Source organism: Streptomyces sp. NBC_01257 (genome assembly GCF_035917255.1).
GTDB lineage: Bacteria > Actinomycetota > Actinomycetes > Streptomycetales > Streptomycetaceae > Streptomyces.
In genome coordinates, this window is the sequence record NZ_CP108472.1 from 2,488,735 (window position 1) to 2,505,484 (window position 16,750).

The 16,750-nt window shown below is 72.8% G+C and carries 11 protein-coding genes; 8 read left to right on the forward strand and 3 right to left on the reverse strand.

The features are described from left to right. The gene (locus tag OG408_RS10465) at window positions 1-1,245 is read left to right on the forward strand and encodes an SLC13 family permease (RefSeq protein WP_326669511.1); all 1,245 of its coding nucleotides are present in this window, start codon (window positions 1-3) and stop codon (window positions 1,243-1,245) included. A gap of 140 nt (window positions 1,246-1,385) precedes the next feature. On the opposite strand, the gene OG408_RS10470 is transcribed toward OG408_RS10465, so the two are convergent. The 3 genes from OG408_RS10470 to OG408_RS10480 form a co-directional block, all read right to left on the reverse strand. After that, window positions 1,386-2,846 carry a glutamate synthase subunit beta gene (locus OG408_RS10470; RefSeq protein WP_266777609.1) on the reverse strand — a complete coding sequence of 487 codons (1,461 nt, stop codon included), beginning with the start codon at window positions 2,844-2,846 and terminating at the stop codon, window positions 1,386-1,388. Next, window positions 2,839-7,407 carry a glutamate synthase large subunit gene (gene gltB / locus OG408_RS10475; RefSeq protein ID WP_326669514.1) on the reverse strand — a complete coding sequence of 1,523 codons (4,569 nt, stop codon included), beginning with the start codon at window positions 7,405-7,407 and terminating at the stop codon, window positions 2,839-2,841. Before gltB ends, OG408_RS10470 begins: the two co-directional genes overlap by 8 nt. Window positions 7,408-7,824: 417 nt before the next feature. Continuing rightward, window positions 7,825-8,559 carry a VIT1/CCC1 transporter family protein gene (locus tag OG408_RS10480; protein WP_266777613.1) on the reverse strand — a complete coding sequence of 245 codons (735 nt, stop codon included), beginning with the start codon at window positions 8,557-8,559 and terminating at the stop codon, window positions 7,825-7,827. Between the two features lie 262 nt (window positions 8,560-8,821). Between OG408_RS10480 and OG408_RS10485 the strand changes: the two genes are divergently transcribed. Genes OG408_RS10485 through OG408_RS10515 form a run of 7 tightly spaced genes read left to right on the forward strand, consistent with a single transcriptional unit; the run spans window position 8,822 to window position 16,665 of the window. Continuing rightward, entirely contained in the window at window positions 8,822-9,988 is a 1,167-nt protein-coding gene (locus OG408_RS10485) for an ADP-ribosylglycohydrolase family protein (RefSeq protein ID WP_326669516.1), read from the forward strand. Beyond that, window positions 9,985-11,262, forward strand: a complete 1,278-nt coding sequence (locus OG408_RS10490; protein WP_326669518.1) for an ADP-ribosylglycohydrolase family protein — start codon at window positions 9,985-9,987, stop codon at window positions 11,260-11,262. The genes OG408_RS10485 and OG408_RS10490 overlap by 4 nt, the downstream gene beginning before the upstream one ends. After that, entirely contained in the window at window positions 11,189-12,391 is a 1,203-nt protein-coding gene (locus tag OG408_RS10495) for an ADP-ribosylglycohydrolase family protein (protein WP_326669520.1), read from the forward strand. The genes OG408_RS10490 and OG408_RS10495 overlap by 74 nt, the downstream gene beginning before the upstream one ends. Then, complete coding sequence (locus OG408_RS10500) at window positions 12,388-13,770, forward strand: ADP-ribosylglycohydrolase family protein (protein WP_326669522.1); 1,383 nt, start codon at window positions 12,388-12,390, stop codon at window positions 13,768-13,770. Before OG408_RS10495 ends, OG408_RS10500 begins: the two co-directional genes overlap by 4 nt. Further along, the gene (gene rbsK / locus OG408_RS10505) at window positions 13,767-14,651 is read left to right on the forward strand and encodes a ribokinase (RefSeq protein WP_266777623.1); all 885 of its coding nucleotides are present in this window, start codon (window positions 13,767-13,769) and stop codon (window positions 14,649-14,651) included. Before OG408_RS10500 ends, rbsK begins: the two co-directional genes overlap by 4 nt. Next, complete coding sequence (locus tag OG408_RS10510; protein WP_266777625.1) at window positions 14,648-15,847, forward strand: CaiB/BaiF CoA transferase family protein; 1,200 nt, start codon at window positions 14,648-14,650, stop codon at window positions 15,845-15,847. Before rbsK ends, OG408_RS10510 begins: the two co-directional genes overlap by 4 nt. Then, window positions 15,844-16,665 carry an HpcH/HpaI aldolase/citrate lyase family protein gene (locus tag OG408_RS10515; protein WP_266777627.1) on the forward strand — a complete coding sequence of 274 codons (822 nt, stop codon included), beginning with the start codon at window positions 15,844-15,846 and terminating at the stop codon, window positions 16,663-16,665. The genes OG408_RS10510 and OG408_RS10515 overlap by 4 nt, the downstream gene beginning before the upstream one ends. Window positions 16,666-16,750: the final 85 nt, after the last annotated feature.

Below are 16,750 nucleotides of genomic sequence, written 5' to 3' on the forward strand. Positions count from 1 at the left end.
ATGCGGAACGATCACTCCACGCCGCGGCCCGGCGGCGGGAGCGCGGCTGTGCTGTCATCCCTGGTCCGACGGCTGCACCCGCTCGACTGGCTGGCGGCCGGGCTGCTCCTGGCAGGGCTGCTCGCCTCGGTGACCGGGCTGCTGCCCGCCGGCCCGGCGGCCGATCAGATGCGGCGGATCGGGCCGCTGCTGGCGTTCCTGGCCACCGTGATCGTGATGGCGGAGCTGGCGGGCCGGGCGCAGGTCTTCGATGTGGTGGCGGCCTGGGTGGCACGCGCCGGCCGGGGCCGTTACGCGCTGCTGTTCGGGCTGTGCGTGGCGTTCGCCTCGCTGACCACGATCACCCTGAACCTGGACACGACCGCGGTCCTGCTCACGCCGGTGATGCTGGCGCTGGGGACCCGGGTGGGCATCGCCGGGGTGCCGTTGGCGATGACGACGGTGTGGCTGGCCAACACGGCGAGTCTGCTGCTGCCGGTGTCGAACCTGACGAATCTGCTGGCCGCGGACCGGGTGGCGCTGTCGCCGGCCGGTCTGGCCTCGGTGATGTGGCTGCCCCAGCTGGCGGCGATCGGGGTGACGGCGCTCTGTCTGTGGGTGTTCTACTGGCGCCGCGGCCGGCGCGGGGCGGAGCGCTACACACCACCCGCCCTGCCGGTGCCCGGCGATCCGGTGCTGCTGCGGATCTGCGCGGTGGCGTGCGTCGGGTTCCTGGTGGCGATCCTGGCGGTGGATGTGCCGCTGTGGTCGGCGTCGCTGGCCGCGATGGTGGTCGTGGTGGCGGCGTTCGCGGTGCGGCGCCGGGAGGAGCTGCGGCTGTCGCTGGTCCCGTGGCGGCTGCTGGTACTGGTCCCGGGGATGTTCCTGGTCGTGGAGACGGTCAACGCGCACGGGCTGCACGAACTGCTGGTGCGGGCGCTCGGCTCGGACAACGGCTTCCTGGGCATGCTGCGGTCGGCCGGGGTGGGTGCGGGGCTCGCCAACGTGCTGAACAACCTGCCTGCGTACGTGGCGGGCGAGGCGGTCATCCCGGCGGGGAACCACGACCAGCTGCTGGCCCTGCTGATCGGGGTCAACGCGGGTTCCGTCGTCACGCCGTGGGGTTCGCTGGCGACCCTGCTGTGGTTCGAGCGGTGCCGTCAGCAGGGGACGCGGATCGCGTTGGGGCGGTTCGTCCTGACGGGTCTGGTGCTGGCGGTGACTGCGACGGCGGCCGCCACCTGTGCGCTGGCCCTGGTCACCTGAGGCAGCTGGGAGACCTGAGGGGCCGGGGCCGTGAACCGGCCCGGGATGCGCCACGGCGCCTGCCGAATCGTCCGGTCGGGGACGGGCAGGCGCCGCGTTCAGTTCCGTACGCCGTTGTACGGGACGTCTTGTGTGCCGTGTCAGACCATCAGGGAACGGTCCGTCGGGCGGATCGGGGCCGGCAGTGCGCTGGCTCCGGTCAGGAAGCGGTCCACTCCGCGGGCCGCGGAGCGGCCCTCGGCGATGGCCCACACGATGAGGGACTGGCCGCGGCCGGCGTCACCGGCGACGAACACGCCGTCGACGTTGGTGGCGTAGTCGTCGTCACGGGCGACGTTGCCGCGGGCGTCGAGCTCCAGACCGAACTGCTGGACCAGACCGTTGGCCTGGTCGGTGCCGGTGAAGCCCATCGCGAGGGTGACCAGCTGTGCGGGGATCGACCGCTCGGTGCCGGGCTTCTGCTCCAGCTTACCGTCCTTGAACTCCACCTCGACGAGGTGGAGGGCCTGGACGTTGCCGTCCTCGTCGCCCTCGAAGTGGGTGGTCGAGACGGAGTAGACCCGCTCGCCGCCCTCCTCGTGCGCGGAGGTGACCTTGTAGAGCATCGGGAAGGTCGGCCAGGGCTGGTTGGCGTTCCGGTCCTCGCCCGGGCGGGGCATGATCTCCAGCTGGGTGACGGAGGCCGCGCCCTGCCGGTGGGCGGTGCCGACGCAGTCGGCGCCGGTGTCGCCGCCGCCGATGACGACGACGTGCTTGCCCTCGGCGGTGATCGGGGAGACCGTCAGATCGCCCTCCTGCACCTTGTTGGCGAGCGGCAGGTACTCCATCGCGAAGTGCACACCGTTCAGCTCACGGCCCGGGACGGGCAGGTCGCGGGAGACGGTGGCGCCGGCGGCGATGACGACGGCGTCGTAGCGGCGGCGCAGCTTCGCGGCGTCGACGTCCTTGCCGACCTCGACCTCGGTGCGGAACTTGGTGCCCTCCGCGCGCATCTGCTCGATGCGGCGGTTGATGTGCGACTTCTCCATCTTGAACTCGGGGATGCCGTACCGGAGGAGTCCCCCGATGCGGTCCGCGCGCTCGTAGACGGCGACCGTGTGGCCGGCCCGGGTCAGCTGCTGGGCGGCGGCGAGTCCGGCCGGGCCGGAGCCGATGACGGCGACGGTCTTGCCGGAGAGGCGCTCGGGCGGCTGCGGGGTCACGTCGCCGCGGTCCCACGCCTGGTCGATGATCGAGACCTCGACGTTCTTGATGGTGACGGCCGGCTGGTTGATGCCGAGCACACACGCCGACTCGCACGGGGCCGGGCAGAGCCGCCCGGTGAACTCCGGGAAGTTGTTCGTGGCGTGCAGGCGCTCGGACGCGGCGGTCCAGTCCTCGCGGTAGGCGTAGTCGTTCCACTCGGGGATGAGGTTTCCGAGCGGACAGCCCTGGTGGCAGAACGGGATGCCGCAGTCCATGCAGCGGCCGGCCTGCTTGCTGATGATCGGGAGCAGCGAGCCCGGAACGTAGACCTCGTTCCAGTCCTTGACGCGCTCGCCGACGGGGCGGGTCGTGGCGACCTCGCGGCCGGTGGTCAGGAAGCCCTTGGGGTCAGCCATTGGTCGCCGCCTCCATCATCTTCTCGGTGGTCTCCTGCTCGGAGAGACCGGCGAGCTCAGCGGCGTCCTTGGCGGCGAGCACTGCCTTGTAGGTGGACGGGATGATCTTGCTGAAGCGGGACACGCCGCCAACTGCGCTGTCCCACTCGGCGAGGAGCTTCTCGGCGACCGTGGATCCGGTCTCCTCCTGGTGGCGGCGCACGACGTCGTGCAGCCACTGCTTGTCGCTGTCGGAGAGCTCCTCGACCGCGCCGAGGTTCCCGACGTTGACGTTGTCGCGGTCCAGGTCGATGACGTACGCCACGCCGCCCGACATGCCGGCCGCGAAGTTGCGTCCGGTCTCGCCGAGGACGACGGCGTGTCCGCCGGTCATGTACTCGCAGCCGTGGTCGCCCACGCCTTCCGAGACGACGGTGGCGCCGGAGTTGCGGACGCAGAACCGCTCACCGGTACGGCCGCGCAGGTACAGTTCGCCGCCGGTGGCGCCGTAGGCGATGGTGTTGCCCGCGATGGTGGAGTACTCGGCGAGGTGGTCGGCGCCGCGGTCCGGGCGGACGACGACGCGGCCGCCGGAGAGGCCCTTGCCGACGTAGTCGTTGGCGTCGCCCTCCAGGCGCAGCGTCACACCGCTGGGCAGGAAGGCGCCGAAGGACTGGCCCGCGGAACCGGTGAAGGTGATGTCGATGGTGTCCTGGGGCAGGCCCGCACCGCCGAACTTCTTCGTGACCTCGTGGCCGAGCATGGTGCCGACGGTCCGGTTGATGTTGCGGATCGCGATCTGCGCGCGGACCGGCTGGGCGGCCTCGGCGCTGTCGGCGTTCAGGGCGTCGGCGGCGAGCTTGATCAGCTCGTTGTCGAGGGCCTTGGCCAGACCGTGGTCCTGCTCGGCGATCTGGTGCCGGACGGCGCCTTCGGCCAGCTCGGGGACGTAGAACAGCGGGGCGAGGTCGAGGCCCTGGGCCTTCCAGTGCGTGATCGCACGGTCGGTGTCCAGCAGCTCGGCGTGGCCGACGGCCTCCTCGATCGTCCGGAAGCCGAGCTCGGCGAGGATCTCGCGGACTTCCTGGGCGATGAACTCGAAGAAGTTGACGATGTACTCGGCCTTGCCGGAGAACCGGTCGCGCAGGACCGGGTTCTGGGTGGCGATGCCGACCGGGCAGGTGTCGAGGTGGCAGACGCGCATCATGACGCAGCCGGAGACGACGAGCGGCGCGGTCGCGAAACCGAACTCCTCGGCGCCCAGCAGCGCGGCGATGACGACGTCGCGGCCGGTCTTGAGCTGGCCGTCGGTCTGCACGACGATGCGGTCGCGCAGGCCGTTGAGCAGCAGCGTCTGCTGGGTCTCGGCGAGGCCGAGCTCCCAGGGTCCGCCCGCGTGCTTCAGGGAGGTGAGCGGGGAGGCGCCCGTTCCGCCGTCGTGGCCGGAGATGAGGACGACGTCCGCGTGCGCCTTGGAGACACCGGCGGCGACCGTGCCGACACCGACCTCGGAGACCAGCTTCACGTGGATGCGGGCCGCCGGGTTGGCGTTCTTGAGGTCGTGGATCAGCTGAGCCAGGTCCTCGATGGAGTAGATGTCGTGGTGCGGCGGCGGGGAGATCAGACCGACGCCCGGGGTGGAGTGCCGGGTCTTGGCGACCCACGGGTAGACCTTGTGGCCGGGCAGCTGGCCGCCCTCGCCGGGCTTGGCGCCCTGCGCCATCTTGATCTGGATGTCGTCCGCGTTGACCAGGTACTCGCTGGTGACTCCGAAGCGGCCGGAGGCGACCTGCTTGATGGAGGAGCGGCGTGCCGGGTCGTAGAGCCGGTCGGCGTCCTCGCCGCCCTCGCCGGTGTTGGACTTGCCGCCCAGCTGGTTCATGGCGACGGCGAGGGTCTCGTGCGCCTCGCGGGAGATCGAGCCGTACGACATGGCGCCGGTGGAGAAGCGCTTGACGATGTCGGAGACGGACTCGACCTCGTCGATGTCGACGGCCTCGCGGTCCGAGGTGAAGCCGAAGAGTCCGCGCAGCGTCATCAGGCGCTCGGACTGCTCGTTCACCCGGCCCGTGTACTGCTTGAAGATGTCGTACCGGCGGTTGCGGGTGGCGTGCTGGAGGCGGAAGACCGTGTCCGGGTCGAACAGGTGCGGCTCGCCCTCGCGGCGCCACTGGTACTCGCCGCCGATCTCCAGCGCGCGGTGCGAGGCGGAGATGCCGGAGGCGGGGTAGCCCTTGGCGTGCCGGGCGGCGACCTCCTTGGCGACGACGTCGAGTCCGGCGCCGCCGATCTTGGTGGCGGTGCCGTTGAAGTACTGGTCGACGAAGTCCTCGTCGAGGCCGACGGCCTCGAAGACCTGGGCGCCGCGGTAGGAGGCGACGGTGGAGATGCCCATCTTGGACATGACCTTCAGGACGCCCTTGCCCAGCGCGTAGATCAGGTTGCGGATGGCCTGCTCGGACTCGATGCCCTCGATGAAGGTGCCGGCCCGGACCAGGTCCTCGACGGACTCCATGGCGAGGTACGGGTTGACCGCGGCGGCGCCGTAGCCGATCAGCAGCGCGACGTGGTGGACCTCGCGGACGTCACCGGCCTCGACCAGCAGGCCCACCTGGGTGCGCTGCTTGGTGCGGATGAGGTGGTGGTGGACGGCCGAGGTGAGCAGCAGCGACGGGATCGGCGCGTGCTCGGCGTCGGAGTGCCGGTCGGACAGGACGATCAGGCGGGCGCCGTCCTCGATGGCGGCGTCGACCTCGGTGCAGATCTCCTCGATCCGCGCGGCCAGCGCCTCACCGCCGCCGCCGACCCGGTAGAGACCGGAGAGCGTGGCGGCCTTCATGCCCGGCATGTCGCCGTCGGCGTTGATGTGTATGAGCTTGGCCAGCTCGTCGTTGTCGATCACCGGGAAGGGGAGCGTGACGCTGCGACAGGACGCGGCGGTCGGCTCCAGCAGGTTGCCCGACGGGCCCAGCGTGGAGTGCAGCGAGGTGACGAGCTCCTCGCGGATGGCGTCCAGCGGCGGGTTGGTGACCTGGGCGAACAGCTGGGTGAAGTAGTCGAAGAGCAGCCGGGGGCGCGCGGAGAGCGCGGCGATCGGCGAGTCGGTGCCCATGGAGCCGAGCGGCTCGCCGGCGGTGCGGGCCATCGGGGCGAGGAGGACGCGGAGCTCTTCCTCGGTGTAGCCGAAGGTCTGCTGGCGGCGGGTGACGGAGGCGTGCGTGTGCACGATGTGCTCCCGCTCGGGGAGGTCCTCCAGCTCGATCTCGCCGGTCTCCAGCCACTCCTGGTAGGGCTGCTCGGCGGCGAGGGACGCCTTGATCTCGTCGTCCTCGATGATGCGGTGCTCGGCGGTGTCGACGAGGAACATCTTGCCGGGCTGGAGGCGGCCCTTGCGGACGACCTTGGCGGGGTCGATGTCCAGGACGCCGACCTCGGAGGAGAGGACGACGAGGCCGTCGTCGGTGACCCAGTAGCGGCCGGGGCGCAGACCGTTGCGGTCGAGGACCGCGCCGACCTGGGTGCCGTCGGTGAAGGTGACGCAGGCCGGACCGTCCCAGGGCTCCATCATCGTGGAGTGGTACTGGTAGAAGGCGCGCCGGGCCGGGTCCATCGAGGCGTGGTTCTCCCACGCCTCGGGCACCATCATCAGGACGGAGTGCGGCAGCGAGCGGCCGCCGAGGTGGAGCAGCTCCAGGACCTCGTCGAAGGAGGCCGAGTCGGAGGCGTCCGGGGTGCAGACGGGGAAGATCCGGTCCAGCTGCTCCGTACCGAAGAGGCTGGAGGCGAGCTGGGACTCGCGGGCCTTCATCCAGTTGCGGTTGCCCTTGACCGTGTTGATCTCGCCGTTGTGCGCGACGAAGCGGTACGGGTGGGCGAGCGGCCAGCTCGGGAAGGTGTTGGTGGAGAAGCGGGAGTGGACCAGCGCGACCGTGGTGGCGAAGCGGCGGTCGGAGAGGTCCGGGAAGAACGGCTCCAGCTGCCCGGTGGTGAGCATGCCCTTGTAGACGATCGTGCGGGCGGAGAGCGACGGGAAGTAGACCCCGGTCTCACGCTCGGCGCGCTTGCGCAGCACGAAGGCCTTGCGGTCCAGGACGATGCCACTGCTCTCGCCGTCCGCGACGAAGAGCTGGCGGAACTCGGGCATGGTGGCGCGGGCGCCGTTGCCGAGGATGTCGGGGGTGACCGGGACCTCGCGCCAGCCGAGGACCTTGAGGCCTTCTTCGGCGGCGATCTTCTCAAGACTGCGGACGGCCTCGGTGGAGTCGTCCGCGGGCAGGAATGCGATGCCGACGGCGTAGGCACCGGCCTCGGGAAGGTCGAAGGGGACCTCTTCGCGGAGGAAGGCGTCCGGGACCTGGAGCAGGATTCCGGCTCCGTCACCGGAGTCGGGCTCGGATCCGGTGGCGCCTCGGTGTTCGAGGTTGCGCAGTACGGTCAGCGCCTGCTCGACCAGCTCGTGGCCGGCCACACCGGTCAGAGTGGCTACGAAACCGACACCACAGGCGTCGTGCTCGTTGCGGGGGTCGTACATCCCCTGCTGGGCGGGGCGACCGTCCATGGGCGACCAGGCGTCGGTGCGCATCGGCTCTCCCGTCGTCGTCGTGGCATATGCAGTGCCGAGGGACGACGTTGGCCCTCTGCGAAATTTCGTGCAGATTACATGATGGGACGCTTCTCAAGAAGCGGATAGCTCGTTCCAACATACGGACACCGTCGTGACGGTGAGGTGGGTCGCAGTCGGAGGATCGGCGCCCGGGAGACCGCAGAGAGCAGGCGTCGTTGCCTGCGGTGTCTACGGCTCATGCCCGGCGGCAAAGCAAACGAAACCGCCGAGTAACGACTACTTATGTGTAGCCCTGCATAGAGTCTCATTTTACGTCGCGTACGCCCGATCCGCCCAGTGGCGCTGATCAGGACGTACGTCACACGGATGGCACACACGTTACGGCCACGTGCACCGGAGGGTGCACGTGGCCGCGTGACATCACCGCTCCAGGGCTCAGCCCCCGACGGCGACCCCGAACAGGGCGCCCAGGCCGTAGGTGATCGCGGCGGCGGCGCCGCCCAGCACCAGCTGCCGCAGCCCGCTGAACCACCAGCTGCGGGCGGTGACCCGGGCGACCACCGCGCCGCAGCCGAAGAGCCCGGCCAGGGCGAGCAGCACGGCCGGCCACATCGCGTCCGCGCCGAGCAGATACGGCAGCACCGGGAGCAGCGCGCCCAGCGCGAAGGCGCCGAACGAGGACACGGCGGCGACGAGCGGCGACGGCAGGTCCCCCGGGTCGATGCCCAGCTCCTCGCGGGCGTGGATCTCCAGGGCCTGCTCCGGGTCGCGCGACAGCTGCCGGGCGACCTCGCGGGCCAGCCCGGTCTCGACCCCGCGGGACTCGTAGAGCGCGGCGAGCTCCCGCTCCTCGTCCTTGGGGTGCTTGCGCAGCTCCCGCCGCTCGACGTCGAGCTCGGCCTCGACGAGCTCGCGCTGCGAGGCGACGGAGGTGTACTCGCCGGCCGCCATCGAGAAGGCGCCGGCGGCCAGTCCGGCCAGTCCGGTGATCACGATGGTGCGGTGCGAGACGTCCCCGCCCGCGACTCCGGTCATCAGGGCGAGGTTCGAGACGAGCCCGTCCATGGCACCGAACACCGCGGGGCGCAGCCAGCCGCCGTTCACATCCCGGTGGGTGTGGTTGTCCCGGTGCGCCTCGTGCAGTACGGCGTCGGTCTCGATGATGGACACAGCTCTCCCCTTCTCCGGCAGCGGATTTCACCCGCCCCGGCCCCTCGACACCCTCGAAAGTACGCACGAAAAACGGCTCCTGCCAGCAAGGCAGGCCGTACTTACCACCCTGTGTGACCAGGTAGGTACGGCTTGCCTTGCTGTCCGAAGGGCGTCATCCGAGTGGCCCTTTTGTAGTGATTACCGGCCTCTGTCGGGGCTCCGCGTGGCACAGATCCCACAGGTACGAGAACTGGCTCGGCACGAGCGAAGGGTCGACGCGATGGAGCTGATCGCAGGAAATCCGGCAGAGCGGCGGACGGACGGCGCGCGGGCGGCGGTGCGCGGGGCTCCGGACCCGGCCGGCGTGGCCCGGGGCGGCGCCGCCGACCGGGCCAGGGGTGCGCTCCTGGGGCTCGCGGTCGGCGATGCGCTGGGCGCTCCGGCGGAGAACATGCGGCCCTCCGAGATCCGCCGCCGCTGGGGCCGGATCGAGGGCTTCGTGAGCGACGACCCGGCGGGGACGGACGACACGGAGTACGCGATCTTCTCCGGTCTGCTGCTGGCCCGGCACGGCTCCGCGCTGACTGTCACGCATGTCGAGCGGGCCTGGCACCTGTGGATCGCCGATCTGGACGAGGGACCGTTCCGCGGCGCCGGTTTCAGCGAACGGGGCACGCTGGAGAACCTGCGCCGGGGCCTGGCCGCCCCCATCTCCGCCCAGCACCGGCACGCCTGGAGCGACGGTCTCGCGATGCGGGCGGCGCCCTTCGGTGTCTTCGCGGCGGGCCGGCCGGCCGAGGCGGCCCGGCTGGTCGCGGTGGACGGCCGGGTCAGCCATGACGGCGAGGGCATCTACGGCGGCCAGGCGGTGGCGGCCGGGGTGGCGGCCGCGATGACCGGGGCCGGGGTCACCTCCATGATCGCCGCCGCGCTCTCCGTCGTACCGATGGACTCGTGGACGGCCCGTTCGCTGCGCCGGGCGGTGACGGCGGCGCAGCGCCCGTATCCCGACCGGCTGACGATGGAGCGGGCGGTTCGGTCGGCCGTCGTCGTGGGCGGATATCCGTGGACGGACCTCGCGCCGGAGGCGGTGGGGCTGGCCTTCGGCGCGTTCGCGGCGGCACGCGGCGACTTCCGTACGGCGGTGCTGACCGCGGTCAACATGGGCCGCGACGCCGATACGACGGCAGCGGTGGCGGGCGCCCTGGCCGGCGCGCTGCACGGGGCGTCCGCCATCCCGCGCAACTGGGCGGACGCGATCGGCCCGGTCCGCGGCAGCTGCCTGCCGTCGATGCGCGGCTACCACGTGCTGGACATCGCGGAACTGCTGACACCGGACGAGACGGACGACCCTGCCGAGGACCCGGACGGGCCGGGGCCGGTGGCGGCGACGGACGGGGCGGACGGCCTGGGCGCGGACGGCGCCGGAACGGTGGCGGGACGATGACCACGGCGAACCGCACCTCCCCCACCACGCACCCCGGTGCCGCCGCTCCGGCCCGGGACTCCACCGGGCGCCGGGCCAGGATCGAGGGGCTGCTGCTCGGGCTGGCCGCCGGGGACGCCGCCGGGTGGCCGGCCGCGCGGCACCGGGCCGCCCGGATGCCGGAGTGGACCCGGCGGCTGACCCGCGAGCTGGACACCTTCGCCGAGCAGAACGCGACGACCACGCTGCCGGTCCCCATCGCGCTCAACCAGCCGCCCGAGCCGCTGCGGCTCGGCCCGTCCGACGACGCCGAATGGGCGGCGTTCGCCGCCGGGACGGTGCTCACCTCCGCGGCCGGAGCACTGCAGGACCTCTCCCCCGGGCGACGGATGCGGGCGGCCGTCGACGCGGCGTGGAACGCGCTGGCCGCCGAGGTCGCCGCGGCGGCCGCCCGGGCGCCCGAGGTGGAGTCGGCGGTGCTGCCGCTGCGGGCCCGGATCTCGGTGCGGGCCGGGCTCGGCAACCTCGCCGCGGGCCTCCGCCCGCCCGCGACCGGCCACGACAACCCGCACTACTTCGACGACGCGGCGTGCGTGCGGGCCGCCGTGCTGGCGGTGGTGCACCCCGGCGATCCCGGGGCTGCGGCCGACCTCGCGGAGTTCGACGCCCGCTACACGCAGGACGGCGACGGGGTGCACGGGGCGCGGGCGATGGCCGCCGCGATCGCCGAGGCGCTCGGCGGGGCGGACGTGGACACCGCGGTGAACGCCGCGCTCGACCAGCTCCCCGACGGCACCGAGATCGCCCGCAACGCCGCCCACGCGGTCCGGATCGCCCGGGACTTCGCCGGTGAGAAGGCCGGCGCGTTCGCCCTCGTCCCCGTGCTGGAGCATCAGATCGTCGACCACGTCTACAGCTACGGGATCGCCGCGGCCGAGACCGTCCCGGTCGCCCTCGCCCTGGCCACCGCGGCCCGCGGCGAGATCGCGCAGGCGGTGCCGTCGGCGGCCTGCCTCTCCCGGGTCGCGGACTCCGCGCCCGCGCTGGCCGGGGCGCTGACCGGGGCGCTCGGCTCCGTCGGCTCCGTGCCCGACGGCTGGCGCGAGGCGTGCCGCACCCTGGCGGGGTGTGCGCTGCCCCGTTTCGCGGGCACGGATCTGATCGAACTCGCCGGGCTGCTCGCAGACACGGAACCGGTGCCCCCGGGTGGACAATTCGGACATGACATCCACCGCGCCCACGGCGCCCACGAGGTCCGCACCCGCCACGACACCAGCGGCGCCCACGCTCGATGACCGGATCGCCGGCGCGCTCGTCGGCGCCGCCGTCGGCGACGCGCTCGGCGGCCCGGTCGAGGGCTACTCCCCGGAGCAGATCGTGGCGCGCCACGGCGGTCGGGTCACCGGTGTCGTCGGCCCCTGGGCCGGCGAGGACTGGCGCACCGCCCGCCCCGTCGCCCCGTACCACAAGGGCGACGGGCACGTCACCGACGACACCCTGATGACCCATGCGCTGGTCCGGGTGTACGGGAAGGTCCGCGGCCATCTCGACGCGTACTCCGTCGCCGACCACCTCGTGCCGGAGCTGATCTCGAACCCCCGCTGGATTCCGGAGCTGGAGGCGGAGGCGCTGCCGCTGCAGCGGATCTTCCTCGCCGAGAAGTGGATCGTCGCCCGGCTGCACTACGGCCACGTCGACCCGCGCGAGGCGGGCTCGGGGAACATCGTCAACTGCGGTGCGGCGATGTACATGGCGCCGGTCGGCCTGGTGAACGCGGCGGATCCGCGGGCCGCGTACGCCGAGGCGCTGGATGTCGCGGGCGCCCACCAGTCCAGCTACGGCAGGGAGGCCGCCGGTGTCTTCGCGGCCGCGGTGGCGGCGGCCTGCGTGCCCGGGGCGACGCCCGCGAGCGTCGTCGGGACGTGTCTGTCGCTCGCCAAGGACGGCACCCGGGCCGCGATCGAGGCGGTCTGCGAAACGGCCGCCGGTCACCGGGACTTCGAGACGGCCATCGTCCCGCTGCGGGAGGCCGTCTCCCCCTTCGACACGGTCGGCCCCGACTACCGCGCCCCCTCGCTCGGCGCCCGCCGCCCGTCCCGGCTGCACGCCATCGAGGAACTCCCCGTCGCCCTCGGGATGCTGCTGGTCGCGGACGGGGACTACCGGCAGGCGGTGCTCGGTTCGGTCAACTACGGGCGGGACTGCGACTCGATCGCCACGATGAGCGGTGCCATCGCGGGCGCGCTGCACGGCGAGCGGGCGGTCCCGGCGGACTGGGTGCGCACGGTCGGCGAGGCCAGCAGGCTCGATCTGCACGCCCCGGCACGCGACCTGGCGGACGTCGCCCGTGAGGTGTTCGCCCGGGACACCGCCGCCCGCCGCACCCACGAGGCCGCCTTCACCGCGCTGGCGGGCCGGCCGTGACCACGACGGTGCGCGCCACCTGGGTGCAGCCGGAGGACCTGGTCGGGCACGAGCTGCGGCAGGCGGCCGAGGACGGGCGGGACGCGCGGGACATCGAGCGCCGGTGGTACGAGGCCGGCGGCTCGCCCGCACCGGACCGCGCGGGCGCCTCCGCTGCCCCGGCCCCGCCCGGGCTGCGCGCGGTCGCCGAGCACCTGCTGGACGAACTCGCCCTGCTGGAGAGCCCGCTGGCCGACGACGAACCGACCGGCATCGACGCGATCCGGGCCGCCTGCCCGCAGTGGCCGCACCCCCGCACCGAACCTGCCGCCGTGGACCGCGAACGGCTGCACGCGGCCTGGCTGGGCCGGGCTGCGGGCTGTCTGCTGGGAAAACCGGTCGAGAAGCTGCCGCTCGAAGGCATCCGCGCCCTGGCCCGGGCCACCGGCAACTGGCCGCTGAGGACCTGGTTCACCGCCCGTGGCCTGCCCCCGGCCCTGGCCGCCACCTATCCCTGGAACCGGCGGTCCGCAGCCACCTCGCTGGCCGAGAACATCGACGGGATGCCGGAGGACGACGACCTCAACTACCCCCTGCTCACCGTGCTGCTGATCCAGCGCCACGGCCCCTCCTTCACCACCGCGGATCTCGCCAGGCTCTGGCTGGAGGAGCTTCCGGCGGGCCGGACGTTCACCGCCGAGCGGATCGCGTACCGCAACCTGCTCGACGGTCTCGAACCACCGGACACCGCCCGCCACCGCAATCCGTTCCGGGAGTGGATCGGGGCGCAGATCCGGGCCGACGTGCACGGCTGGACCCACCCCGGCGACCCGGCCGCCGCGGCGGAACAGGCGCACCGCGACGCGGTCCTCACCCACACCGGGAACGGGGTGTACGGCGCGATGTTCACCGCGGCGGCGCTGGCCGAGGCCGCCGGCGGGGAGGCCGATGTGCACGGGTGCCTGGCCGCCGGCCTGCGGGTGGTGCCCGCGCACTCGCGGTTCGCGCGTGCCGTACGGGACGGGATCACCGCCGCCCGCCAGGAGCGGGACTTCGATACGGTCGTGGACCGGCTGCACGCGGCGTACGGCCGGTACCACTGGGTGCATGTGCTGCCCAACGCGGCCCTGCTCGCCGCCGCCCTGACCCACGCCGGCGGCGACTTCAGCGGCTCGGTCTGCCGGGCGGTGTCCGGCGGCTGGGACACCGACTCCAACGGGGCGACCGCCGGTTCGCTCGCCGGTCTGCTGGCCGGGCGGCCGGACGCGCTGCCCGAGCGGTGGACCACCCCGCTGAAGAACCGGCTCGCCACGTCCGTCCCCGGTTTCGACTCGGTCGGCTTCGACGCCCTCGCCGATCTGACCCACCGGCTCACCCACGAGGAGGCACTCCGCCCATGACCAGAGTCGCGGTGCTCGGCAGCACCAATATGGATCTTGTGGCCTACGTCGACCGGGCCCCGGAGCGCGGGGAGACCGTCACCGGAAGGGAGTTCCGCACCGTTCCCGGCGGCAAGGGCGCCAACCAGGCCGTCGCCGCCGCCCGCGCGGGCGGCGACGTGATGATGATCGGCGCGGTCGGCGACGACGAGTACGGCGCCCGGATGCGGGAGAACCTGGAGCACTCGGGCGTCGACACCGACCTGCTGCACACCGCCGCGGGACCCAGCGGCACCGCGCACATCGTGGTGGACGGCAAGGGCTCCAACGCGATCGTCGTCATCCCCGGCGCCAACGGCACCGTCACCGCGCTCGGACCGGGCGAGATCGCCGCGATCGCCGAGGCCGATCTGCTGCTGCTCCAGCTGGAACTGCCGATGTCCGCCGTGATCGAGGGGGCCAGGGCCGGTCACGCCCAGGGCGTGCGGACCGTCCTCACCCCCTCCCCCGTACAGGATCTGCCCGCCGAACTCCTCGACTGCGTCGACCTGCTGATCCCCAACGAGCACGAGGCGGCCGAACTGTCCGGGCAGTCCGAACCGCACGCGGCCGCCGAGGTCCTGCTCAGCCAGGTCCCGGCGGTCGTCATCACGCTCGGCGCCAAGGGCTGTCTGTACGCGGCGCGGGGCAGCCGGACCGTCCACTTCCCCGCCCCCGAGGTGACCGCCGTCGACACCACCGGCGCCGGGGACACCTTCGTCGGCACGCTCGCCGTGGCGATCGGCGAGGGCCGGCCGGTACCGCAGGCCATCGCCTGGGCCTCGTCGGCCGCCGCGCTCTGCGTACAGAAACCGGGCGCCTCGGTCGCCATGCCGTACCGCAGCGAAATCGACGCCGCATGAGCGCCCCGGGCGAGGCGCCCCTGACCGGGCTGCGCGTCCTCGATCTCGCCACGCTCTTCGCCGGCCCCCTCTGCGCCACCGTGCTGGGCGACTTCGGCGCCGACGTGATCAAGGTCGAGCATCCCGCCAAGCCCGATCCGTCCCGGGGGCACGGGCCGGCCAAGGACGGGATCGGCCTGTGGTGGAAGCTGCTCGGCCGCAACAAACGCAATCTGACCCTCGACCTGTCCTGCCCGGACGGCCGTGATCTCCTGCTGCGGCTCGCCGCCGACACCGATGTGATCATCGAGAACTTCCGGCCGGGCACGCTGGAGCGGTGGGGGCTCGGCCCGGCGGAGCTGCACGCGGTCAACCCGCGGCTGGTGCTGGTGCGGGTCACGGGCTTCGGTCAGTTCGGTCCGTACGCGCACCGGCCCGGCTTCGGCACGCTCGCGGAGGCGATGAGCGGGTTCGCGGCGATCACCGGGGAGCCGGACGGCCCGCCGACACTGCCGCCGTTCGGTCTGGCCGACTCGATCGCCGCGCTCGCCACGTCGTTCGCCGTGATGGCCGCGCTGGCCGGCCGGGACCGCACCGGCGAGGGCCAGGTCGTCGACATGGCGATCATCGAGCCGATCCTGACAGTGCTCGGCCCGCAGCCCCTCTGGTACGACCAGCTGGGGTACGTCCAGCCGCGCACCGGCAACCGTTCGCGCAACAACGCCCCGCGCAACACCTACCGCACCTCGGACGGCCAGTGGGTGGCCGTCTCCACCTCCGCGCAGTCCGTCGCGGAACGCGTGATGCGTCTGGTGGGGCGGGCGGAGCTGATCGACGAGCCGTGGTTCGCCTCGGGTGCCACCCGCGCCGAGCACAGCGACGAGCTCGACGAGGCGGTCGGCCACTGGATCTCCCGGCGCACCCGGGAGGAGGCGATCTCCGCGTTCGAGAAGGCGGAGGCGGCGATCGCGCCGATCCATGACGTCCGGGACGTGATGGAGGACCCGCAGTACCGGGCCCTGGACTCCATCACGGAGGTCGACGACCCGGAGCTGGGCCCGCTGCGGATGCAGAACGTCCTCTTCCGGCTGTCCGGGACGCCCGGGTCGATCCGCTGGGCGGGCCGGCCGCACGGGGCGGACACCGAGGAGATCCTCACCGGCCTCGGTCTGAGCGGCCCGGAGATCGCGGCCCTGCGGGCGGAGCGTGTCCTGTGACCGCCGAGACCCCGCTGACCTGGCTGTACGTCCCCGGCGACCGGCCGGACGTGGTCCGCAAGGCACGGGACTCGGGGGCGGACGTGGTGATCGTCGACCTGGAGGACGCGGTCGCCCCCGACCGCAAGGAGTACGCGCGGTCGGCCACCGCCGAACTGCTCTCCGCACCGGCCTCCCCCGCCGGGGCCCCGGTCCACGTCCGGGTCCACACGGAGGCGGACGTGCTGGCCCTGGCGGGGCTGCCGGGCCTCGCCGAGCTGCGGCTGCCGAAGATCACGCACGCGGCGTCCGTCCATCACATCGCGGCGCTCGCCCCCGGCGTCGCCCTCTGTCCGCTGCTGGAGTCGGCGCTCGGCATCGAGCACGCGTACACGGTGGCCGCCGCCCATCCCCAGGTGCGCTCCATCGCCCTGGGCGAGGCGGACCTGCGGGCCGATCTGGGGGTCCGGGACGACACGGGGCTGGACTGGTCGCGCAGCCGGGTGGTGGTCGCGGCCCGGGCGGCCGGTCTCGCCCCGCCCACCCAGTCGGTGTTCCCGGACGTCCGGGACCTGGACGGGCTGTGGACGTCCTGCGCCCACGGCCGGGCCCTCGGCTTCCTCGGCCGGGCGGCGATCCACCCCCGGCAGCTCCCGGTGATCGAGCGGGCGTTCCGGCCGACGCCGCAGGAGGTGGAGGCCGCGCACGAGATCGTCGAGGCGGCCCGGGAAGAGGCGGGCGCGCTGGCCCTGCCGGACGGCCGCTTCGTCGACGCGGCGGTGGTGGCCCAGGCCCACCGCACGCTGGCCCTGGCGGAATCGAGCCCGTCCGGCGATTGAGGGCACCTGGCGCCCGCGGGCGCGGGCAGCGCATGACGAGGGGCCGCCGAATCATTCGGCGGCCCCTCGAAGTGGTGGGTGCGTC

Coding starts and splice junctions, on each gene's coding strand:
- OG408_RS10465 (WP_326669511.1), top strand. CDS start 1: ATGCGGAACGATCACTCCACGCCGCGGCCCGGCGGCGGGAGCGCGGCT.
- OG408_RS10470 (WP_266777609.1), bottom strand. CDS start 2,846: ATGGCTGACCCCAAGGGCTTCCTGACCACCGGCCGCGAGGTCGCCACG.
- gltB (WP_326669514.1), bottom strand. CDS start 7,407: ATGCGCACCGACGCCTGGTCGCCCATGGACGGTCGCCCCGCCCAGCAG.
- OG408_RS10485 (WP_326669516.1), top strand. CDS start 8,822: ATGGAGCTGATCGCAGGAAATCCGGCAGAGCGGCGGACGGACGGCGCG.
- OG408_RS10490 (WP_326669518.1), top strand. CDS start 9,985: ATGACCACGGCGAACCGCACCTCCCCCACCACGCACCCCGGTGCCGCC.
- OG408_RS10495 (WP_326669520.1), top strand. CDS start 11,189: ATGACATCCACCGCGCCCACGGCGCCCACGAGGTCCGCACCCGCCACG.
- rbsK (WP_266777623.1), top strand. CDS start 13,767: ATGACCAGAGTCGCGGTGCTCGGCAGCACCAATATGGATCTTGTGGCC.
- OG408_RS10510 (WP_266777625.1), top strand. CDS start 14,648: ATGAGCGCCCCGGGCGAGGCGCCCCTGACCGGGCTGCGCGTCCTCGAT.